The 22,020-nt window shown below is 60.8% G+C and carries 15 protein-coding genes; 5 read left to right on the top strand and 10 right to left on the bottom strand.

Translation table 11 applies throughout. The features are described from left to right. Positions 1-109: 109 nt before the first annotated feature. From QMX86_RS00345 to QMX86_RS00305, 9 genes are all read right to left on the bottom strand, one after another. Positions 110-1,561 carry a lipopolysaccharide kinase InaA family protein gene (locus QMX86_RS00345; protein ID WP_282385255.1) on the bottom strand — a complete coding sequence of 484 codons (1,452 nt, stop codon included), beginning with the start codon at positions 1,559-1,561 and terminating at the stop codon, positions 110-112. Continuing rightward, positions 1,561-2,313 (bottom strand): lipopolysaccharide kinase InaA family protein, encoded by a 753-nt coding sequence (locus tag QMX86_RS00340; protein WP_110644874.1) that lies wholly within the window; start codon positions 2,311-2,313, stop codon positions 1,561-1,563. The genes QMX86_RS00345 and QMX86_RS00340 overlap by 1 nt, the downstream gene beginning before the upstream one ends. Beyond that, complete coding sequence (locus QMX86_RS00335) at positions 2,310-3,044, bottom strand: lipopolysaccharide kinase InaA family protein (RefSeq protein WP_110644873.1); 735 nt, start codon at positions 3,042-3,044, stop codon at positions 2,310-2,312. Before QMX86_RS00335 ends, QMX86_RS00340 begins: the two co-directional genes overlap by 4 nt. Further along, the gene (gene rfaP, locus QMX86_RS00330) at positions 3,044-3,850 is read right to left on the bottom strand and encodes a lipopolysaccharide core heptose(I) kinase RfaP (RefSeq protein ID WP_282385253.1); all 807 of its coding nucleotides are present in this window, start codon (positions 3,848-3,850) and stop codon (positions 3,044-3,046) included. Before rfaP ends, QMX86_RS00335 begins: the two co-directional genes overlap by 1 nt. Further along, positions 3,850-4,971 carry a glycosyltransferase family 4 protein gene (locus QMX86_RS00325; protein ID WP_110644871.1) on the bottom strand — a complete coding sequence of 374 codons (1,122 nt, stop codon included), beginning with the start codon at positions 4,969-4,971 and terminating at the stop codon, positions 3,850-3,852. The genes rfaP and QMX86_RS00325 overlap by 1 nt, the downstream gene beginning before the upstream one ends. Beyond that, complete coding sequence (gene waaC, locus QMX86_RS00320) at positions 4,971-6,032, bottom strand: lipopolysaccharide heptosyltransferase I (protein ID WP_282385252.1); 1,062 nt, start codon at positions 6,030-6,032, stop codon at positions 4,971-4,973. Before waaC ends, QMX86_RS00325 begins: the two co-directional genes overlap by 1 nt. 1 nt (position 6,033) lies before the next feature. Then, positions 6,034-7,068, bottom strand: a complete 1,035-nt coding sequence (gene waaF / locus QMX86_RS00315) for a lipopolysaccharide heptosyltransferase II (RefSeq protein ID WP_282385251.1) — start codon at positions 7,066-7,068, stop codon at positions 6,034-6,036. A gap of 192 nt (positions 7,069-7,260) precedes the next feature. Beyond that, on the bottom strand, positions 7,261-10,200 hold the full coding sequence (gene glnE, locus QMX86_RS00310) for a bifunctional [glutamate--ammonia ligase]-adenylyl-L-tyrosine phosphorylase/[glutamate--ammonia-ligase] adenylyltransferase (RefSeq protein WP_282384831.1): 2,940 nt from the start codon (positions 10,198-10,200) through the stop codon (positions 7,261-7,263). Then, the gene (locus tag QMX86_RS00305; RefSeq protein WP_256205860.1) at positions 10,197-10,322 is read right to left on the bottom strand and encodes a hypothetical protein; all 126 of its coding nucleotides are present in this window, start codon (positions 10,320-10,322) and stop codon (positions 10,197-10,199) included. Before QMX86_RS00305 ends, glnE begins: the two co-directional genes overlap by 4 nt. A 262-nt stretch (positions 10,323-10,584) precedes the next feature. Here QMX86_RS00305 and aceE point away from each other — a divergent pair, with 262 nt between their 5' ends. From aceE to msrA, 5 genes are all read left to right on the top strand, one after another. Next, positions 10,585-13,230, top strand: coding sequence for a pyruvate dehydrogenase (acetyl-transferring), homodimeric type (aceE, locus tag QMX86_RS00300; protein ID WP_024011316.1), 2,646 nt, complete (start codon positions 10,585-10,587; stop codon positions 13,228-13,230). A gap of 11 nt (positions 13,231-13,241) precedes the next feature. Then, complete coding sequence (gene aceF / locus QMX86_RS00295) at positions 13,242-15,209, top strand: dihydrolipoyllysine-residue acetyltransferase (RefSeq protein WP_282384834.1); 1,968 nt, start codon at positions 13,242-13,244, stop codon at positions 15,207-15,209. Positions 15,210-15,485: 276 nt separating this feature from the next. Next, entirely contained in the window at positions 15,486-16,883 is a 1,398-nt protein-coding gene (locus QMX86_RS00290; protein WP_282384835.1) for an alkaline phosphatase D family protein, read from the top strand. A gap of 254 nt (positions 16,884-17,137) precedes the next feature. Further along, positions 17,138-19,834, top strand: a complete 2,697-nt coding sequence (locus QMX86_RS00285; protein WP_282384836.1) for a GGDEF and EAL domain-containing protein — start codon at positions 17,138-17,140, stop codon at positions 19,832-19,834. Between the two features lie 195 nt (positions 19,835-20,029). Next, entirely contained in the window at positions 20,030-20,695 is a 666-nt protein-coding gene (gene msrA, locus QMX86_RS00280; protein ID WP_122705076.1) for a peptide-methionine (S)-S-oxide reductase MsrA, read from the top strand. A 124-nt stretch (positions 20,696-20,819) separates the two neighbouring features. On the opposite strand, the gene rlmJ is transcribed toward msrA, so the two are convergent. Further along, positions 20,820-21,659, bottom strand: a complete 840-nt coding sequence (gene rlmJ, locus QMX86_RS00275; protein ID WP_151552934.1) for a 23S rRNA (adenine(2030)-N(6))-methyltransferase RlmJ — start codon at positions 21,657-21,659, stop codon at positions 20,820-20,822. Between the last annotated feature and the right edge of the window lie 361 nt (positions 21,660-22,020).

Here is a 22,020-nt window from a genome sequence, read left to right as displayed (position 1 = left end):
CTGGAGAAGTTGTAGGACAGATCGCTGTATTTTGTCCGCTACTGCCCACAGACTGCGTTTCGCAGTGGACCAGGTCCTTTGCAAGAACGAGTCTGCTCGTGAGAGGGAATCACCCTGCGCTGGAGACTTCTTTCGGCAACCGCTGATCAATGACCTGGTACAACGCGCTGCTTTCAGGCCAGTTGCGCATGAACCGCGCGCGATCGCGGGCGTAGGCCGGGGCAAAACTGCCGACCGATGCGTGCTGACGCATCGAGTCGAGATCGATCAGCGCCCAGCGATCCGTCTGCCAGAACAGATTGTGGCCCTTGAAGTCGCCATGACTGATGCGCTCGGCGATCAATCGGGCAAACAATTGATCAAGCGCCAGCAACTCGGCTTCCGGCGCCTGGCCATTTTCCACGTACGGCGCAAAGCGCTCGATAATGTCCGGCCCGGGCAGGTATTCGGTGACCAGATAGGCACTGCGGCGCAGCCACAAGAAGCGCTTCTCCAGTACCGCCAGCGGTTTCGGCGTGGCGATGCCAAGGAACGCCAGGCGATTGCCCTCACGCCAGGAATGCCAGGCCCGACTCGGGCGCCAGAAGCGTTTGAGCCAATGGGCGAAATTCTTGATGTTGTAGCGCTTGATAACCAGAGCCCGCCCGGCTATCTCGACTTTGCCGACGCTGGCCGCGCCGCCGGTCTTGTACAGGTGCCCCTGATCAAGCAAGGCGTCAGCCTGCTCAAGCACCGGCAGCATGACCGCTTCTTCTTCACGGCGAACGGCGCGCAGGGCAAATGCGCCGCGCTGCACGGCGAACAACGTGCAGTCGCGGCCAACCTTGATCAGGTAATCCCTGAGTCGCCAGTTGCGCACCTTGTCGATCTGTTTTTGCAACGCCTCCAGCGGCAACGCATGCTCGCTGTTGCTCAGCAGGTAATACACCAGCAGTTCTTCGGTGAACGGTTCGAGTGATTTTGGCAACTGGGCGAAAAACACGCCGAGATTTTCCAGCACTTTCTGCCGGGACAAGGGCTGCCCCGCCGTTTCCGCACGAACGCCGGCGCCATCGATCAGGTACAACTGACCGCCGTGGCGCAGCAGATTGTCCAGATGCAAGTCTTCCTGCCAGAGCCCTTTGCCGTGCAGCCGACCGATAGCATCCAGTGCTTCGGCCAGAACAGCGGTCTGCTCATCGGCCAGCGCCGGCAGAGACTCGACCTCGGCCCAGGCATCACCGAGGCTCTCGGAACCCTCGATAAATTTGAACAGCAGCCAGCCACCCTCGCCGTCCTTCAGCCCATCGGCCAATAACAGCGGCGTGGTCATACCCTGCGCAGCGAGCAAGCGCACGCCTTGCAGCTCACGCTGAAAATGCCGCGCAGCTTTGCTGCCGACCAATAACTTGGCCAGCACCGGCCGACCGCGCCAGACACCTGCGCCAACGTAACGCTGCCCGGGCAACACCCTCAGCAGACTCAGCAACTGCAAATCCGCCGCGCCGGCAGCGTCCGCCAGGGTCACGGTCAGCGGCAGTGTGGGTGCGCGCCCGGAGCGGGCCAGCTCAGACAATTGCATCAACGGGTCTCCTTGTGGCTGCGCCGCGCTGTCAGTCGGCTCAGCCAGCTGTCGAGCAGCGAGCTGTCAGTCGGCTGATCGAGATAAGCCGCGAGCAATTGGCGCAAGTCGGCCTCGCTCCACTGCGGCGCGCGACGTTGCAACGGTTCCAGATCCTTGACCCGATCACGCATGCCGAACAGCAGCGGCCGGGTTTTCTCCAGATCGATCAGTTGCGCCTCATAGCCGTCGCCGGTGGCGCGCAGGAAAATATGTTTGGGATAGAAACAGCCATGCACCTGACGCGCGCCGTGCAGCCGCCGCGCCAACAGCCCGCAAGCGGTGAGAACGGCCGAATGCTGCGCGGCACTGAGCTGCGTCCAGCGCGCCAGCAACGAATCCAGGTCGCTCCAGCCATCCAGGGCGCGGGTGAGCAGAATGGCGCGCACTTCCCCGGCGACCTTGCGCTCACCGAAAAATGCCGCCTGCAATGCCGGTATGCCCAACTTGCGATAACGGCTGATGTTGCGAAATTCGCGGGCAAAGCTCGGTTCGCCAAACGGCGCCTGCAAGGTCCGCGTCAGGTAATTGCTCTGTCGCTTGAGGTAATAGCCCTGGCCTTCAAGATCCAGGCGGAACACGCTGCTCCAGCCGCCACCGGCAGTGTTGGGCTCATCCACAGCTTCAAGCTGTTTGGCCCACAGTGCGTCGAAATTGCCGAGACCGTGGCGCTCCAGCAGTGCGCGGTCCTGTTCGGCAAGAAAATCAGTCATTCGCGCCCCTCAAAAAATCTCACCACGTGGCGAATCCGTTTCTTGTCGGCGACATCGAGCCGATCACACTGGCGATACTGCTTGTAGAAGCGCAGGCGCTGGGTGTTGGACAGGTGATATTTGGCCAGTTTGTCGAGACAGGCGAGGTCCTTGGTGATCCGGTACTTGAGCCAGAAGCCACGCCAGAATTCGCCGTTGGGGCAGTCGATGAGGAAAATGCGCGCCTGATCGTCGATCAGCAGGTTGCGCCATTTCAAATCGTTATGCGTAAACCGATGGTCGTGCATGGTCCGGGTGTAGCCAGCCAGTTGCCGGCTGACACCGTCGACCCAAGCGCGATCCTTGAGCCTGGGATCCTTGCGCTCGGCGAGCGCCGAAAGGTCTTCGGTATTGGGCAGCTCACGGGTGATCATCGCACCCCGATCGTAGGCCGCCCCCCGCCGCTCCAGGCCCCAGGCCACCACCTCGGCAGTGGGGATGCCCCACTTGGCGAAGCGCTTGAGGTTCTGCCATTCCATTTTTACCCGCGGCTTGCCGAGGTAACGGCGCAGGCCCTTACCGGCGCCGACGTAGCGTTTGACGTAATAATTGACCCCGTCGCGCTGCACCCGAACCACCTCCGACAGCGGATCGCGGGTCAGGCGTTCGCCCTGCAAGGCAAACACCGCTTCGAGGCTGCCGAAATCTTCCGCGAGTTCGCCGTACTGCGGCTCAAGTGTCCAGCCCGCCATCAGAGCGCATCCCCGTAACGCTGTTTGCGCGCGTAGAGTTTGTCGGCCTTGCCTTGCAGCCAGCTCAGCAGTGGTGCTTCCTCCGCCAGAATCTGCCGCAGCGGTTGCTGAAAATAGCCTTTGAGGAAACGCAACTTGTCGCGGCGAGTCAGGCCGATGTCCAGCGCGGAGAAGTACAGCGCCGCCAGATCCTTGTTGCGCCAGCGCTGAGTGATTTTCGCGCGGGTTTGGGCACGGTGCAGGTCAATCACCGAGAGTTTGAAATCCTGCGGCGTGACCGGTTTGTCGGTGTGCAGCAGAAAATGGCAAATGTAGCAGTCGCGGTGATTGACCCCGGCGCGGTGCATCATCCCGGTCATCCGCGCGACTTCGGCAATCAATGCGCGCTTGAGTGTTGGCTGCGGCGGCTGCTTGACCCAGTCAATGCTGAAGTCTTCGAGACTGATGGTCGGCGCCAGCTCTTCGGTGACGATGAACGAATGCTGATCCGCCGGGTTGCCGCCCTTCTCGCCGTAGGCGACGGCGGTCATGGTCGGCACGCCGACTTCCTGAAGGCGCTGGATGGCCTTCCACTCTTGCCCGGCGCCGAGCACAGGCAGCTTGGCGGTCAGCAGATTCTTGAAGATTTCGCCCCAACCGATGCCACGGTGGATCTTGACGAAAAAACCATGGCCGTCGACTTCCGTGCGCAATGTCCGGCGCGCTTCCAGCTCGCGGTACACCTCGCCCTGCAAGCCTTCGACTTCGGCGAACGGGTCGCGTCCCGCCCAAAGGCTTTTGAACGGTTCAGCCAGCATCAACTTCATTAAGCGTGCTCCGCCAGAATCACATCCGCCGCGTGCTGCGGCATGCTGTAGAGGTCGGCCGTCTCGGCGAAGGCCAGACCGTTGCGGCTCCAGGCCGCACGTGCAGCGTCGTTGCTCAACATCTCGGTCAGGTATTGCGTCAGCTGCGCCTGCTCGAACGGCTCGTCGAGCACGCGCCCGGCATCGGCCTCGGCAATGTAATGGGCGTAACCGCAGACCGCGCTGACCAACACCGGCAAACCGGCCACCAGCGCTTCAAGCAGCACGGTGCCAGTGTTTTCGTTGTAGGCCGGGTGAATCAACAGGTCGGCACCGAGCAGGAAACGCGGGATATCGCTGCGCCCTTTGAGGAAGGTCACATTGTCGCCCAGGCCCAGCGTCGCACTCTGCATCTGGAACAATTTGGGGTCATCCTGGCCGATTACAAACAGCCGGGTGCGTTTTCTCAACTCGGCCGGCAGGGCGGCCAGTGCCTTGAGGCTGCGATCGACACCCTTGGTCTTGAAGCCGGAGCCGATCTGCACCAGCAGCAACTCGTCGTCCTTGAGATTGAATTCAGCGCGGAAACCGGCGCGAATCTCATCGGCATCCGCCGGCCGCCGACGATCCTGGGCAATGCCCGGCGGCAGCAGGTGGAAGCGCTCGAGCGGCGTGTCGTAATACTTGATGAACAGCGGCTGCTGCACTTCGGAAATCATCAGCACTTCGGTCTTCGCGTCCTTGGCGAACACAGCGCGCTCGTACTCGGCAAAATGGCGATAGCGGCCCCAGCGGCGATACAGCGAGTTGCGCAGGTTCTGCGCCTTGTCTTCGAAGCAGCCGTCGGCGGCGTAGTAGACGTCCAGGCCCGGCATCTTGTTGAAACCGATCAGACGATCGACCGGACGCTTGGCCAGATCCGCGGCCATCCACGCGCTGAGCTTTTCATTGCGACGGTGATTGAAGAACGCCTTGACCGGCGCCACCAGCACCTCGAAACCAGGCGGCACGTCGCCTTCCCAGATCAGCGTGTAGACGCGAATCTGATGGCCGCGCTTCTGGCATTCGAGGGCGATGCGCATGAAGTCGCGCTGCAAGCCACCGAACGGGAAATATTTGTACAGGACAAATGCCAATTGCATCAGCGCAACTCCTCAGCCATTAACAACGTGCTCAGTCGGCTGGCGACACGCTCGGGGTTCACACGCGTGAAGCACAAAGGCTGCTCGCGTTTCAGGTCAAACTGACGGGCATCCTGCTCGGTCGGTTGATAGGTACATTTTTTCTGCATGCAGGGCGCGCACGGGAAGTCGCTGGCCAGATGAATCTGCAGCTTGCCGTAGGCGCCGGTGAGGCCCGGGTTGGTCGGGCCGAACAACGAAATCGTCGGTACATCCAGCGCAGCGGCCAGATGGCCGAGCCCGGTGTCCACCGCCACGCAGGCTTGCGCGCCGGCGAGGACTTTGCCGACGCCGGCCAGATTGAGCTTCGGCAGCACTTCGGCGTGTTTGAAGCCGGCAGCGATGCGTTCGGCGCGGGCCTTTTCCTGCGGGTTGCCCCACGGCAGCTTCACGCCAACGCCGAGGTAGCCGACCCGCTCGGTCAGCTCGCGCCAGTAGATTTCCGGCCAGTGCTTGGTATCCCAAGTGGTGCCGTGGAGGAACACCACGTAAGCGTTCTTACGTGGCAACTCGACCAGTCGCTCGACGTTGAGGCCGTAATCGCCGAGGCCTTTGGGCAAGTCGTAACCCAGAGCGATGGCGAATAACTGGCGTACGCGCTCGACGGCGTGCTGGCCTCGGGCGACAGCGAGTTTACGATCGTAGAAGCGCGCAGCCATCGGCTCGCGCGCGGAAGTTTTATCGAGGCCGGCCACCGGGGCTTTGACGTAGCGGGTCAGCCAGGCACTTTTCAGCAGGCCTTGAGCGTCGATCACCAGATCGTATTTATTGGCGCGCACGCTTTGCTTGAAGCGTTTCCACTCGCCGCTGGTGATGGTTTTCCACAGATTCTTGCGCCAGCGGCGGATCGCCACCGGAATCACTTTATCGACCGCCGGATGCCAGCTCGGGATCTCGGCGAAACCCTCTTCCACCGCCCAGTCGAACTTGATGCCCGGGATCGCCCGTGCGGCGTCGGTCAGCGCTGGCAACGCGTGAATCACGTCGCCCAGCGATGAAGTCTTGATCAGCAATACCCGCAAGTTAATGAACCTCGACCACGGAGCCCTGCAACTTCTGCAAGGCATCGTTGACCGCGTCCGGCATCAGCTGGCGCAGGCAGTTGTAATGGCCGAACCGGCAAGTTCGATCGAAGCACGGGCTGCATTCGATGCCCAGGCGCACGATCTCGACCTGCTCGGCCAGCGGCGGGGTGAAGCCCGGCGAGGTCGAGCCGTACACCGCGACCAGCGGACGATTCAATGCCGCAGCGACGTGCATCAGGCCGGAATCGTTGGATACAACCGAATCAGCACAGGACAGCAGGTCGATGGCCTCGGCCAGCGAGGTGCCGCCGCTGAGGTTGACCGATTCTTCGCGCAGGCCCGGGATCAGCCGGGCGCGAATGTCTTCGCCGACCGCGTGATCGTTTTTCGAGCCGAACAGCCACACCTGCCAGCCTTCGCGGATGCGCGCTTCGGCGACCTTGGCGTAGTGCTCGGACGGCCAGCGCTTGGATTCGCCGAACTCGGCGCCGGGGCACAAAGCCAGGACCGGGCGATCGAGAGTCAGGCCGAATTTGGCCAGTGCCGCTTCGCGGGTCACCGGGTCGATTTGCAGACTCGGGCGCGGGTACGGCTTCGGCAGCTCGGCGTTCGCTTCATAGGCCAGCGCCATGAAACGCTCGATCATCAGCGGGTAGCGTTCTTTGTCGAGAGTGCGCACGTCGTTGAGCAGGCCATAGCGGAACTCGCCACGCCAGCCAGTGCGTTTCGGGATGCCGGCAAAAAACGGCACCAGTGCCGATTTCAGCGAGTTGGGCAGCAGGATCGCCTGATCGTACTGACCGCGCAGGGCCTTGCCGATGCGTCGGCGCGTCGCCAGTTCCAGCGCGCCGTGGCCGAGCGGGAAGCTCAAGGCCTTGCGCACTTCGGGCATGCGCTCGAGGATCGGCCGGCTCCACTCGGGCGCCAGCACGTCGATTGCGCATTGCGGGTGGCGCTGTTTGAGACACTGAAACAGTGTCTGCGCCATCACCATGTCACCGACCCAACTGGGCCCAACGATCAGAATATTCATGTGGTTTCCAAAAACGAACCGGGGAGGCATTTACGCCTCCCCGCCTCGATAATTCTACAAACACTGTAGATCTACTGTGGGAGCGGGCTTGCCCGCGATGGGGTCTTCACATTCAACATTATTGTCGTCTGATACTCCGCTATCGCTGGCAAGCCAGCTCCCACAGGGTATTGGGTGCTGCATAAACCGCTTTCAGCTTAGCCCCATCTCTTTCCATATCCGCAAAACCTGCAGGCGTTCGTCGGCAAACTGGTCGCCCGGTATCACCCCGGCGTCCTTCTGCAAGGCCTGCCGGTGGGCGGCGGAGCGGTAGGCCTTGTAGGCCTCACGCAACAGACTGGCATCTTCGGCGGGCATCAGCCGTTCGTGTTCCAGCTCTTCCAGAATGCGGATGTTATCGGTCCAGCGCAGCAGCGGTGGATGGCTGTGCGACCACGCAAGGGCCGCGTATTGCACCATAAATTCAATATCGACGATACCTCCGGCGTCCTGCTTGAGGTCAAACGGCACGCCCGCGTCGAACGCATTCGCCGCCGTGCCGGCTGCGGTGCTGCGGGTGCCGAGGTTGTCGCGCATCTTCGCGCGCATCTCGCTGACTTCCTGTTGCAGTTTGGCCAGATCCCGTGGTTTGCCCAACACCTGCGCGCGGACTTTTTCAAAAGCGTGGCCAACATCCTGACTGCCCACCAGCACCCGCGCGCGCACCAAAGCCTGATGCTCCCACGTCCAGGCTTCGTTTTCCTGATAGCGCGCGAATGCGCCGAGGGAGCTCACCAACAGCCCGGAAGCGCCGGACGGCCGCAGGCGCATATCCACTTCATACAGCTGACCGGAGTTGGTCTGCGCTGTGAGCAGGTGAATGATCCGCTGCCCCAGGCGCGTGAAGAACTGCGCGCCGTCGATGGATTTCGGCCCGTCGGTTTCCGCCTGCGGATCGCCGTCATGGATGAACACCAGATCCAGATCGGAACCATGCCCCAATTCGATACCGCCGACTTTGCCATAACCGACAATGATGAAGCCGGGATCGCACAGCGTACCGTCGGTGCGCAGCGGCGTGCCGTACTTGGCCACGGTCTGCCGCCAGGCCAGGGCCAGCACTTGTTCAAGAATCGCCTCGGCCAGCCAGGTCAGGTAATCGCTGACTTTCATCAACGGCAGACTGCCGGCGATTTCCGAGGCGGCGACGCGCAAGCGGTGCGCCAGTTTGAAATGGCGCAGGGCTTCCATTTGCTGCTCGAGGTCGTCCTCGGGAATTCGCGTCAGGCGTTCGCGCAACTCGGCCGCCAGTTCCGGCGCCAGCGGCGGCTTGAACAGCCGACCCTCGTTGAGCAATTCGTCGAGCAGCAGCGGGAAGCGCGTGATCTGCTCGGCAATCCACGGGCTCGCCGCACACAAAGTCAGCAGGCGGCGCAGCGCGCCGGGGTTTTCCGTGAGCAACACCAGATACGCCGAACGCCGCGCCACCGCTTCCACCAGTGGCAGCACGCGCTCGAGCACCAGATCGGGATTGTCATGCTCCACCGCTTGCGCGAGCAGTCGCGGAATAAAGGCATCCAGACGTTCACGTCCCAACCGCTGCATCGCGCGCAGTTGCGGACTGCCGCGCAAACCTGCCAGCGCCTTCAGCGCTTTGCCGGCATCGACGAAACCGCCCTCCTGCAACTGCCGGCACGCGGCCTCCTCGTCCTGTTCTTCCTCCCACAGCGGCAGCCACTCACCACCGACCACCACTTCGCTTTCGCTGCCCTCTTCCTCATCGGGATCGGCGATCACCTGGGCGAAATGCCAGGCCACGCGCCCGCGCCAGTACATCAGTTGTTCATGGAACGCCGACCAATCGGCGAAGCCCAGCATGAAGGCGATCCGCGCCTGATCCTGAGCGCTGTCCGGCAGCATCTGCGTCTGACGGTCGGCAATCGCTTGAATGGCATGTTCGGTGTAACGCAGAAACTCGTAACCCTCGCGCAGCTCACTGACCACCGCCGGCGGCAGATAGCCCTGCCCTTCAAGCGTGCTCAACACCTTTAATAGAGGACGCTGTTGCAGGCTCAGATCGCGGCCACCATGGATCAACTGAAAGGCCTGAGCGATGAACTCGACCTCGCGGATGCCGCCGGAGCCGAGCTTGATGTTGTCGGCCATGCCCTTGCGCCGCACTTCCTGCTGGATCAACTGCTTCATGGTGCGCAGCGCTTCGATCGCCGAGAAGTCCAGATAGCGCCGATAAACGAACGGCCGCAGCATATCGAGCAACTGCGCGCCGGCGACCTGATCGCCAGCCACCACCCGCGCCTTGATCATCGCGTAGCGTTCCCAGTCGCGGCCCTGATCCTGGTAATACTGCTCCAGCGCGTTGAAGCTGAGCACCAGCGCACCAGACGATCCGTATGGACGCAGGCGCATGTCGACGCGGAAGACGAAGCCGTCGACGGTCATCGGATCGAGCGCCTTGATCAGACGCTGGCCGAGGCGGATGAAGAATTCCTGATTATCCAGCGAGCGTTTCACGCCGACGGTTTCGCCGCCTTCGGGGTAGGCGAAGATCAGGTCGATGTCGGAAGACAGATTCAGCTCGACCGCGCCGAGTTTGCCCATGCCGAGGATCACCATCTGCTGCGGCTCACCGCTGCGCCGCCCGGTAGGCGTGCCGAATTGCTCGCAATGACGGCTGTACAGCCATTGATAAGCCTGATCGATGGTGGCGTCCGCCATGTCCGAGAGGTCGCGGCAGGTCTGCACCAGATCGGCCTGACGGGTCAGGTCGCGCCAGATGATCCGCACCTGATGGCGTGCGCGCTGGCGGCGCAAGGCGCGGCCGAGTTCGTCTTCGCTCTGCGCGCTGTTCACGGCGGCGGCGATCTGTGCGCACAGCTCGCCGGGCGCAAACGCTCGATCAAGTTCGCCGGACGCGACCAGCGACAACAACATCAAAGGGTCACGAATGCTCTGTTCAATGACAAATTCGCTGGCGGCGCTGACGCGGGCGAACTGCGCCCAGCGTTCAGGCGACCAGTTCGACAACCCATGATCGTCTTCAAGGGCGGCGACGGACGTACGGAACGACTGCTCGGATCGGCTGACCAACGGCAGGAGAATGGCGGGCAGTTCGGCAGGCACGGGCAGGGTCATGGTCTATCCTTGATCGGCGTATTGAGGGCCGCTTGTAGTGAATGATGAAAACCCGCTACGTGAAGGACTGTCGAACAAAAGTTAGAAATAGCTGAAATTTCTTCTTCTTTGGCATCCAGCATCAAACTTTCACCTTATTCGGATGGAAATCGACCCGCCTTAACGATTATTCTCACAACGCAGTCGGAGGCCACAAGCCTTTCATCTGTAGTTTTACTACTCGTCTATACATTCGAAAGGCTGAAATGCCGGAAGATTTGTAGTAAAACTACACGCCGCCGGAACAACCTGTCGGCAATCCAAGAATTTTAAATCGTCTGCCCACAAGGCCAGTCGCAAACTCAGGCAACCGATTCTGGAAGCCTTTCCGCCCTGGAGCAAGCCATGCAAGACCTCGATCCCGTCGAAACCCAGGAATGGCTGGACGCCCTGGAATCGGTTCTCGACAAAGAAGGCGAAGACCGTGCTCACTATCTGATGACCCGTATGGGCGAACTCGCGACCCGCAGCGGCTCGCAGCTCCCTTACGCGATCACCACGCCTTACCGCAACACGATCCCCGTTACCCACGAAGCACGCATGCCTGGCGACCTGTTCATGGAACGCCGCATTCGCTCGCTGGTACGCTGGAACGCGATGGCCATGGTAATGCGCACGAACCTGCGAGATTCGGACCTGGGTGGTCACATCTCCAGCTTCGCTTCCAGTGCGACCCTGTATGACATCGGCTTCAACTATTTCTTCCAGGCCCCGACCGACGAACACGGCGGCGACCTGATCTACTTCCAGGGCCACACCTCGCCAGGCGTTTACGCCCGCGCATTCATGGAAGGCCGCATCACCGAAGACCAGATGAACAACTTCCGTCAGGAAGTCGATGGTCAAGGCCTGTCGTCCTATCCGCACCCTTGGCTGATGCCTGACTTCTGGCAGTTCCCGACCGTATCGATGGGTCTGGGTCCGATCCAGGCGATCTACCAGGCGCGCTTCATGAAGTACCTGGAGCACCGCGGTTTCATCCAGCCGGGCAAACAGAAAGTCTGGTGTTTCCTGGGCGACGGCGAGTGCGACGAGCCGGAATCCCTGGGCGCGATCTCCCTGGCCGGCCGCGAGAAGCTGGACAACCTGATCTTCGTCATCAACTGCAACCTGCAGCGCCTCGACGGCCCGGTTCGCGGCAACGGCAAGATCATCCAGGAACTCGAAGGCGTGTTCCGCGGCGCTCAGTGGAACGTGACCAAAGTCATCTGGGGCCGTTTCTGGGACCCGCTGCTGGCCAAAGACGTCGACGGTATCCTGCAACGTCGCATGGACGAAGTCATCGACGGCGAGTACCAGAACTACAAAGCCAAAGACGGCGCGTTCGTTCGCGAGCACTTCTTCAACACGCCTGAACTCAAGGCAATGGTTGCCGATCTGTCCGACGACGAGATCTGGAAACTCAACCGTGGCGGCCACGACCCGTACAAGGTCTACGCGGCGTACCACGAAGCGGTCAACCACAAGGAACAACCGACCGTCATCCTCGCCAAGACCATCAAGGGTTATGGCACCGGTGCCGGCGAAGCGAAAAACACTGCGCACAACACCAAGAAAGTCGACGTCGACAGCCTGAAGCTGTTCCGCGACCGCTTCGACATCCCGGTCAAGGACGAAGAGCTGGAGAACCTGCCGTTCTTCAAGCCAGAGCCAAACAGCGCCGAAGCCCGCTACCTCGCCGAGCGCCGTGCCGCACTGGGCGGTTTCGTGCCGCAGCGCCGCGCGCAGAGCTTCAGCGTACCGACCCCGGATCTGGACACCCTGAAAGCCATCCTCGATGGCTCGGGCGACCGTGAAATTTCCACCACCATGGCTTTCGTGCGGATCCTCGCGCAGCTGGTCAAGGACAAGGAAATCGGCCCGCGCATCGTCCCGATCATCCCGGACGAAGCCCGTACCTTCGGTATGGAAGGCATGTTCCGTCAGTTGGGCATCTACTCCTCCGTCGGCCAGCTCTACGAGCCAGTCGATAAAGACCAGGTGATGTTCTACAAGGAAGACCAGAAAGGTCAGATCCTTGAAGAAGGCATCAACGAAGCAGGCGCCATGAGCTCGTTCATCGCTGCCGGTACTTCGTACTCCAGTCACAACCAGCCAATGCTGCCGTTCTACATCTTCTACTCGATGTTCGGCTTCCAGCGTATCGGCGACCTGGCCTGGGCCGCTGGCGACAGCCGTACCCGTGGCTTCCTGATCGGCGGCACCGCTGGCCGTACCACCCTGAACGGTGAAGGTCTGCAGCACGAAGACGGTCACAGCCACTTGCTGGCCGCGACTATCCCGAACTGCCGCACCTACGATCCGACCTACGGCTACGAGCTGGCGGTGATCATTCAGGACGGCATGAAGAAGATGACCGAAGAGCAACAGGACATCTTCTACTACATCACCGTGATGAACGAGTCGTACCAGCAGCCAGCCATGCCGGCCGGTGCCGAAGAAGGCATCAAGAAAGGCATGTACCTGCTCGAGGAAGACACCCGCGATGCGGCGCACCACGTTCAGCTGATGGGCTCCGGCACCATCCTGCGTGAAGTGCGTGAAGCGGCGAAGATCCTGCGTGAAGAGTTCAACATCGGCGCTGACGTGTGGAGCGTTACCAGCTTCAACGAACTGCGTCGCGACGGCCTCGCCGTAGAGCGCAGCAACCGTCTCAAGCCTGGCCAGAAGCCTAAGCTGAGCTACGTCGAAGAGTGCCTGAACGGCCGTAAAGGTCCGGTCATTGCTTCTACCGACTACATGAAGCTGTTCGCCGAGCAGATCCGTCAGTGGGTACCGTCCAAGGAATTCAAAGTCCTGGGCACCGACGGTTTCGGCCGCAGCGACAGCCGCAAGAAACTGCGTCATTTCTTCGAAGTCGACCGTCATTTCGTGGTGTTGGCAGCCCTGGAAGCACTGGCTGACCGTGGTGATATCGAACCTAAGGTTGTGGCCGAAGCCATCGCCAAGTTCGGCATCGACCCGGAAAAACGCAACCCACTGGACTGCTGAGGAGACATTTTGTGAGCGAACTCATTCGCGTACCTGACATCGGCAGCGGTGAAGGTGAAGTAATTGAACTGTTTGTGAAGGTCGGCGACCGCATCGAAGCCGACCAGAGCATCCTGACCCTGGAATCGGACAAGGCCAGCATGGAAGTGCCAGCCCCGAAAGCCGGCGTCATCAAGAGCCTGAAAGTGAAGCTGGGCGACCGTCTGAAAGAAGGCGACGAACTGCTCGAGCTGGAAGTCGAGGGCGCCGCTGAAGCGGCCCCGGCACCTGCCGCCGCTCCTGCTGCGAAAGCCGAAGAGAAACCGGCTGCGGCACCTGCTGCTGCCGCGCCTGCCGCTGCTCCTGCTGCCGTTTCGGTACAGCAAGTGCACGTGCCGGACATCGGTTCGTCGGGCAAGGCACAGATCATCGAGATTCAGGTCAAGGTCGGCGACAGCGTCGAAGCTGATCAATCGCTGATCACCCTGGAATCCGACAAGGCCAGCATGGAAATCCCGTCGCCTGCCGCTGGCGTGGTCAAAGCCATCAGCGTCAAGCTCAACGACGAAGTCGGCACTGGCGATCTGATTCTGGATCTGGAAGTGGCGGGTGCTGCGGCCCCTGCTGCGGCCGCTCCGGCTCAGGCTGCTGCGCCTGCTGCTGCCGCTGCGCCAGCCCCGGCTGCTGCTCCGGCTGCACCGGTTGCCGACAGCGTTCAGGACATCCACGTTCCGGACATCGGCTCGGCTGGCAAAGCCAAGATCATCGAAGTGTTGGTCAAGGCCGGCGATACCGTCGAAGCCGACCAGTCGCTGATCACCCTGGAATCCGACAAGGCGAGCATGGAAATTCCATCGCCTGCCGCTGGCGTGGTCGAAAGCGTTTCGATCAAGCTGGATGACGAAGTCGGTACCGGCGACCTGATCCTCAAGCTCAAAGTCAAAGGCGCGGCCCCTGCTGCTGCCCCGGCTGCGGCTGCTGCACCGAGCGCTCCGGCACCTGCCGCTGCTGCTCCGGCTGCCGCTGCACCTGCTGCCGCTGCAGCCGCAGCGCCGACTGCTACACCAGCGAAACCGGGCGCCAAAGTTCACGCCGGCCCTGCCGTGCGTCAACTGGCTCGTGAGTTCGGCGTCGAGCTGAGCGCCGTTGGCGCCAGCGGTCCGCACGGTCGCATCCTCAAGGAAGACGTGCAGGTTTACGTCAAGGCGATGATGCAGAAGGCCAAGGAAGCACCGGCCGCTGCTGGCGGCGCTACCGGTGGCGCAGGCATCCCGCCGATCCCGGTGGTCGATTTCAGCCGTTTCGGCGAAATCGAAGAAGTGCCGATGACCCGCCTGATGCAGGTCGGCGCTGCCAACCTGCACCGCAGCTGGCTGAACGTGCCACACGTCACGCAATTCGACTCGGCGGACATCACCGAGCTGGAAGCCTTCCGTGTTGCGCAAAAAGCCGTGGCCGAGAAGGCTGGCGTCAAGCTGACCATCCTGCCGCTGCTGCTCAAGACCTGCGCGCACCTGCTCAAGGAACTGCCGGACTTCAACAGTTCGCTGGCACCAAGCGGCAAGGCGATCATCCGCAAGAAATACGTGAACATCGGCTTCGCCGTCGACACTCCGGATGGCCTGCTGGTGCCGGTGATCAAGAACGTCGATCAGAAGAGCCTGCTGCAACTGGCTGCTGAAGCGGCTTCGCTGGCTGAAAAAGCCCGCACCAAGAAGCTGTCCTCGGACGAGATGCAGGGCGCCTGCTTCACCATTTCCAGCCTCGGTCATATTGGCGGCACCGGCTTCACGCCGATCGTCAACGCGCCGGAAGTGGCGATCCTCGGTGTTTCCAAGGCAACCATCCAGCCAGTCTGGGACGGCAAAGCCTTCCAGCCGAAGCTGATGCTGCCACTGTCGCTGTCCTACGATCACCGCGTGATCAACGGCGCTGCTGCTGCACGCTTCACTCAGCGTCTGGGCAGCCTGTTGGGCGACATCCGCACCATCCTGCTGTAACCCAAACGGCCCTCCGGCGACGGAGGGCCGCTTGCTGCACCCTTTCGAGCGCCACACGCTCGTACCTCAACCCCGTCAATTGACGGGGCTTTTTTTTGCCTGAAATAAACCGGATCGCGCCTCTTTCCTACAACCTGCGCTGACATCGGCCACAGGTCTGGTCCACTTAACGCCAATATTTTCTGCCGCCGGCCAACTAACCTCTGCTCAGGAAAGTTGCTTCAATGCGCTCCGCTTATTTAATTCATCTTATTAAAATCTCGAACGGAATCGATCATGTTCAAACCGACTATCGGCCCCATCGTGGGCCACGCCACAACTAACGAAGTTCGCATTTTCATGCGCGGCGAACAACAGGACAAAAAACGCGTATTTGCCGGAGTTCGCGTTCGCAAGGCAGGAACGGAAAAATGGTCCAACAGCGTATTTACACTTTTGCATTCAGCCAACGACATGTCGGGCGTACTGGTATTACAGGATCTGGACGCCGATTGTGAATACGAATATCAAGCCGGCTGGTTAAGCCCGATGAATCCGGTACACACCATCGACACAGTGGTGGAGTTTCCACTGCAATGGCCGCGACAGCTCTATCGCTTTCGTACCCGCACCGCGCAAGCCAGCCAACCCCGGGGCTTTATCGTCGGATCTTGCCGTTATCTGCGGATTACCGCAGGCATCGCTTCGTTGCCGCAACTGGGCGATCGCATCTTTGGCTCGATCAATCAACTTGTCGAGAACAGTCATCTACCCGTCAGCGCAGTGATCATGACCGGCGATCAAGTGTATGTAGATGATTTGAATATCATTGCACCGGATCGCGAAGCCAAAGACATTCTGAAGAAGTATCGAACGGCATTCTCGCAACCGAATATTCAACGATTGATGTCTAATACATCGACTTACATGATGCTCGACGATCATGAAATAGAAGATAACTGGCCCGCCAATGCCACCGCAGCGGACGAGGACTTATATCGCAACGCCATGGCCGCTTATGAACTTTATCAAGCCAGCCACAGCCCGGTTTATGCATGTAATGAGAAGGGTCAGATAGACCGGGATACGTTGAAGCATTACTGGTATCAGTTTGGCGACAGCGATATCGCCTGGTTCGTCACCGACAGCCGCACCCGACGCAACTTGTCGAAGGATGACCGGCGCATTCTCGACATCGAGCAGGAACAGGCCCTGCTGCAATGGCTGATCCATAGCCCGGCACGGGTAAAGTTCGTGGTGACCAGCGTGATGTTCTATCCCGATCGCAAGTTCAACGGTGACGATGCCTGGAAAGCTTTTCCCGAGCAGCGTCTGCGCCTGCTGGAAACCATCCGCACTCACCGGATCAAGAACGTGGTGTTCGTCTCCGGCGACGTCCATGGCTCGCTGACCAGTCGCTTGAGTCACAGCGAGGACGCCGATTTCGAGGTGCACACCATCGTGTCCTCGCCGTTGCACAACAGCAAATTGCTGCCGTATGCCAAGGCTTCAACGTTTATCCTCGATCAACCGCTGGTGCGCACGGCAGCCGGGGATTATCGGCACGAGCTCACCAGTGCGGTGGTGAGTCAGGACAATTTTGCGCATGTGGTCGTTGAGGCTGATCAGATATTGGTCAATTACCATGACCGCGATGGCAAGAAGTTGCAGTCGATCAGTATGAAATTGCGTTGAAACACCAAAAGATCGCAGCCTTTGGCAGCTCCTATATGGCTACGTGGCGCCTGCAAGAGTTGTTCAAGGCTGCGATCTTCTGCTCATTTCAGTTGTGCACTGGAGAAATGTTCACTGCAGCCGACATATTCTTATAGCACTTGGCCTTCATCTCTCTTGTCAGTCGGTGCCGCAATGATGCAACCTTGCCGCAGCCAACAGACAAGAGGGCGAGAGCCCGGCGCATTCAGCATATTTCCAAGCGAGTTTCCTTCATGAAGAGCCAGCCCGATGCCGCCAGCCGTATGGCGGCCGAGGTAGTGACGCAGTTGCCTGTGCCCTCGCGGCTCGGCATGCTGCGTTTCGAGCGCTTGAATGAAGCCAGTTGGGCGATGCTGTTCCTTGATCCCAACTGCGAACGCCAGTTCGGCCAGCCGGCCGTCGAGCTCTGCGCACTGGTCGGCTCGCCCTACGCCAGCCTGATGGAGCCCGAAGCGCGCTATCAACTGCATGACGCGATCCAGCAGCAACTAAGCAAAAGCGCGCATTACGTGGTGCGCTACACCCTGCACACCGCCGCCGGCGCGTTGAACATGCTCGAGCTGGGCGAAGCCTACAAACAGCACAACCGGCATTTGCTGCGCGGCTACCTGCTGGCCGTCGACGAGGTGTTCGACGAAACCCAGGCGCTGCCTTCAGTGGATCTGGAAACCCAGAACTCGCGCCTGCAAATCGCCCTTAAGCTGAACCAGCGTGCCCAGCAGGAACAACTGCAGCATCTGGAACGCGTGCGCGCTCAGCAGGATCTGATTCTGCTGCTCGCACGCCAGCGCTACAGCACGCACAACTCGCTGCAGGAAGCCGCCGAGCTGATCACCCGCTGCGCCTGCGATATCTACGAAATCGACTGCGCCAGCCTGTGGAACCTCGAAGGCCAGCGCTTGCTGCCGATCTCCGCCTACCACCGCGCAACTCAGGAATACCTGCTGCCGGAGCCGATCGATATCAGCGGCTTCCCCGATTACATGGAAGCGCTGCACAGCAGCCGCGCCATCGATGCGCACAACGCCATGCACGACCCGCGCACCCGCGAGATGGCCGAGGCGATGCGTCCGCGTGACGTCAACGCCATGCTCGATGCCAGCATTCGCGTCGACGGCCAGGTAGTCGGCGTGTTGTGCCTGGAACAGACCGGCGTCACCCGCGCCTGGCAGTCCGACGAAATCGCCTTTGCCGGCGAACTGGCCGACCAGTTCGCACAAGTGATCAACAATCACAACCGGCGCACCGCCACCAGCGCCCTGCACCTGTTTCAGCGCGCGGTCGAGCAAAGCGCCAACGCCTTCTTGCTGGTCAACTGCGACGGCGTGGTCGAGTACGTCAACCCGAGCTTCACCGCGATCACCCAGTACACCACCGAGGAAGTCCACGGTCAGCGCCTGTCGGAGTTGCCGGCGCTGGAAAACCTCAGCGAACTGCTGTTCGACGCGCCCTCGGCGCTGGCCCAGAGCAACAGCTGGCAGGGCGAATTCAAAAGCCGCCGCAAGAACCTCGAACCGTACTGGGGCCAGCTGTCGATTTCCAAGGTCTATGGCGATAACCGTGAGCTGACGCATTACATCGGCATCTACGAAGACATCACCCAGACCAAACTCGCGCAGCAACGTATCGAGCGCCTGGCCTATACCGACAACCTGACCAACCTCGGCAACCGTCCGGCATTCATCCGCAATCTCGATGAGCGCTTCGCCCGCGACAGCGACACGCCGATCAGCCTGTTGCTGGTGGACATCGACAATTTCAAGCGGATCAACGACAGCCTCGGCCACCAGACCGGCGACAAACTGTTGATCAGCCTCGCCCGGCGCCTGCGCAACAGCCTCAGCCCGAGTGGCAGCCTGGCGCGTTTTGCCAGTAACGAGTTCGCCGTGTTGCTCGACGACACCGATCTTGAAGCCGGGCAGCAGATCGCCAGTCAGTTGCTGATGACCCTCGACAAGCCGATGTTCGTCGACAACCAGCTGATCAGCGTCACCGGCTCCGTCGGCCTGGCCTGCGCGCCGCTACACGGGCGCGACCCGCAGACCCTGATGCGCAACGCCGGTCTGGCACTGCACAAGGCCAAGGCCAACGGCAAACACCAGTTGCAGGTGTTCACTGAAGCGCTGAACGCCGAAGCCAGTTACAAACTTTTCGTCGAGAACAACCTGCGCCGCGCCCTGACCCAGAACGAGCTGGACGTGTTTTACCAGCCGAAACTGTGCCTGCGCAGCGGTCGCTTGCTGGGCATGGAAGCGCTGTTGCGCTGGAACCATCCGGAACGCGGCATGATTCGCCCGGACCAGTTCATCAGCGTCGCCGAGGAAACCGGCCTGATCATTCCGATCGGCAAATGGATCGCCCGTCAGGCGTGCCGCATGAGCAAATCCCTGACCGCTGCCGGCCTGGGCAACCTGCAAGTGGCAATCAATCTGTCACCGAAACAGTTCTCCGATCCGGATCTGGTCGCCTCGATCGCCAACATCCTCAGGGAAGAAGCGCTGCCGGCCAATCTGCTCGAACTCGAGCTGACTGAAGGCCTGCTGCTGGAAGCCACCGAAGACACGCATTTGCAACTCGACCAGCTCAAGCGCCTGGGCCTGACCCTGGCCATGGATGACTTCGGCACCGGGTACTCGTCGCTGAGCTATCTGAAGAAATTTCCGATCGACATCATCAAGATTGATCGCAGCTTCATCCATGAAATCCCGGACAACCAGGACGACATGGAAATCACCTCTGCGGTGATCGCCATGGCCCACAACCTGAAACTCAAAGTTGTCGCCGAAGGCATCGAAACCGCCGAGCAGCTGGCGTTCCTGCGCCGGCATCGTTGCGACGTCGGTCAGGGTTATCTGTTCGACCGACCGATTCCCGGTGATGAACTGATCAAAGCGCTCAGGCGCTATCCGCGTGGGCCGCTCTGTCTTTAACGCCGGCTTCTATGAAGATCCCTTGTGGGAGCGAGCCTGCTCGCGAAGGCGATAAATCCGATGGCATCTTCTTCGCCTGACACCCCGCTTTCGCGAGCAAGCTCGCTCCCACATTTTGGATAGTGCGAATTCCGGCATCATTCGGCACACTGGCGGTCTGACTTTTTACCTCCAACCTGACTGAGAGGAACGCTCATGGTTCTGCGCTCGGAAATTCTGGTGAACAAAAACGTGCTTCCAACCAAAGAACAAGCCCTGCCCGGCCGCGAAACCCCGATGATCCTGCCGGAAAAACACTTCGTCTTCGAAGACACCCCGCTGCTCGGTCCATTCTTTCAGGACGTCGACTTTGCAATCTTCGGTCTGGGTTGCTTTTGGGGCGCGGAACGACGTTTCTGGCAGCGCGAAGGCGTGGTCAGCACAGTCGTCGGTTACGCCGGCGGCTTCACGCCGAACCCGACGTACGAAGAGGTCTGCTCGGGCCTGACCGGGCACGCCGAAGTGGTATTGGTGGTGTATGACAAGGCCCAGGTCAGCTATGAAGAGCTGCTGGCGATGTTCTGGGAACTGCACAACCCGACTCAGGGCATGCGTCAGGGCAACGACATCGGCACTCAGTACCGCTCAGTGATCTACGCCACCACCCCGGAGCAACTGGATGCGGCACTGAAAAGCAAAGACGTGTATCAGGCGGAACTGGCCAAGGCCGGTCTGGGTGAAATCAGCACCGAGATCGACCAGGCCCCGCCCGTGTACTTTGCCGAGGCGTATCACCAGCAGTATCTGGCGAAAAACCCTGAAGGTTACTGCGGGATTGGCGGCACCGGCGTTTGCATGCCAGCAAGCCTTGCGGGCAACTAACCCCGCCTGATCGTTCCCACGCTCTGCGTGGGAATGCAGCCCGGGACGCTCCGCGTCCTGACAGCGGACGCAGAGCGTCCATTGAGGCATTCCCACGCGGAGCGTGGGAACGATCGCTCGGCGATCAGCTCTCGGCAATCAGCCAATCCATCTGCCAGCCACCCTGAGTCTGCCCCAGCTTCTTCGACAACCACGGCAGCAACTCACGCAATTCTTCTTCCAGCCCCCACGGCGGATTGGCGATCGCCAGCCCGGAACCGTTCAGGCTGTTCGGCGTGTCCAGCGGATGCACCAGCAGCTCCACACGCAGCAACTTCGGTGCACCCGTGCCTGCCAGGTCCTGATAGAAACGCCGCAGTGCACGCTGATCCTTCACCGGATACCAGATCGCTGCCACGGTCTGGCGCATGCGGCCGATGGCTTCTTTCATCGACGCCGCGCAACGCTGCATCTCGTCCAGTTGCTCGAACGGCGGATCGATCAGCATCACCGCGCGCTTCTCCTGCACCGGCAACATCGCCCGCGCCACGTGCCAGCCCTCGCCCAGATGCACTTTTACCCGACGATCGCCGGCCATGTTGTCCTTGAGCAACACGCCATCTTCGGGATGCTTCTCGTTGAGCGTCACCCGATCCTGCGGCCGCGTCAGGCGCCGCGCCAGCTCCGGCGAACCCGGGTAGTAGCGCAACTGGCCATCCGGGTTCATCTCGTGCAGCACCTTCATGTAATCAGCGGTCAGCGCCGGCAGGTCCGGCTGATCCCACAACCGCGCAATGCCCTCCAGGTACTCGCCGGTGCGATTGGCCTGATCGCCGTGCAAGTCATACAGACCAATGCCGGCGTGCGTGTCGAGATAGGCAAACGGCTGCTCCTTGCGCGACATCAGAGCGATGAGGCGGGTCAAGGTCAGGTGTTTGAACACATCGGCGTGATTGCCGGCATGGAAGGCGTGACGATAATTCATGGCTGCTCCTGCGAGGGCCGCAAAGTTTACCTTTTACCGGGCGGCAAGTCAGGGGTTGGCGGCTGAGCGGACAAAAGCCTGCCCCTCACCCTAACCCTCTCCCGGAGGGAGAGGGGACTGACGGTGGTGATCTTGCGAGTTACATCGACCTGAGTGATCGACTTGATCTCAGGCTTGGCCAAACGAAGTTCACCACTGAAGTCGCAGGTCGGCGTACAACACCAAGACAACTCGGTCAGTCCCCCGAAAGAACACCACCATCCAGGCTTGGCCAAGCGAAGTTCACCCCTGAAGTCGCAGGTCGGGATACATCACCCAGACAGCTCGGTCAGTCCCCTCTCCCTCTGGGAGAGGGCTAGGG

It is taken from the genome of Pseudomonas sp. PS01270 (assembly GCF_029959775.1).
Lineage (GTDB): Bacteria > Pseudomonadota > Gammaproteobacteria > Pseudomonadales > Pseudomonadaceae > Aquipseudomonas > Aquipseudomonas atacamensis.
This window is presented reverse-complemented; position numbering and strand designations above follow the sequence as displayed.

Coding starts and splice junctions, on each gene's coding strand:
- QMX86_RS00345 (WP_282385255.1), bottom strand. CDS start 1,561: ATGCAATTGTCTGAGCTGGCCCGCTCCGGGCGCGCACCCACACTGCCG.
- QMX86_RS00340 (WP_110644874.1), bottom strand. CDS start 2,313: ATGACTGATTTTCTTGCCGAACAGGACCGCGCACTGCTGGAGCGCCAC.
- QMX86_RS00335 (WP_110644873.1), bottom strand. CDS start 3,044: ATGGCGGGCTGGACACTTGAGCCGCAGTACGGCGAACTCGCGGAAGAT.
- rfaP (WP_282385253.1), bottom strand. CDS start 3,850: ATGAAGTTGATGCTGGCTGAACCGTTCAAAAGCCTTTGGGCGGGACGC.
- QMX86_RS00325 (WP_110644871.1), bottom strand. CDS start 4,971: ATGCAATTGGCATTTGTCCTGTACAAATATTTCCCGTTCGGTGGCTTG.
- waaF (WP_282385251.1), bottom strand. CDS start 7,068: ATGAATATTCTGATCGTTGGGCCCAGTTGGGTCGGTGACATGGTGATG.
- glnE (WP_282384831.1), bottom strand. CDS start 10,200: ATGACCCTGCCCGTGCCTGCCGAACTGCCCGCCATTCTCCTGCCGTTG.
- QMX86_RS00305 (WP_256205860.1), bottom strand. CDS start 10,322: ATGCTGGATGCCAAAGAAGAAGAAATTTCAGCTATTTCTAACTTTTGT.
- aceE (WP_024011316.1), top strand. CDS start 10,585: ATGCAAGACCTCGATCCCGTCGAAACCCAGGAATGGCTGGACGCCCTG.
- QMX86_RS00290 (WP_282384835.1), top strand. CDS start 15,486: ATGTTCAAACCGACTATCGGCCCCATCGTGGGCCACGCCACAACTAAC.
- QMX86_RS00285 (WP_282384836.1), top strand. CDS start 17,138: ATGAAGAGCCAGCCCGATGCCGCCAGCCGTATGGCGGCCGAGGTAGTG.
- msrA (WP_122705076.1), top strand. CDS start 20,030: ATGGTTCTGCGCTCGGAAATTCTGGTGAACAAAAACGTGCTTCCAACC.
- rlmJ (WP_151552934.1), bottom strand. CDS start 21,659: ATGAATTATCGTCACGCCTTCCATGCCGGCAATCACGCCGATGTGTTC.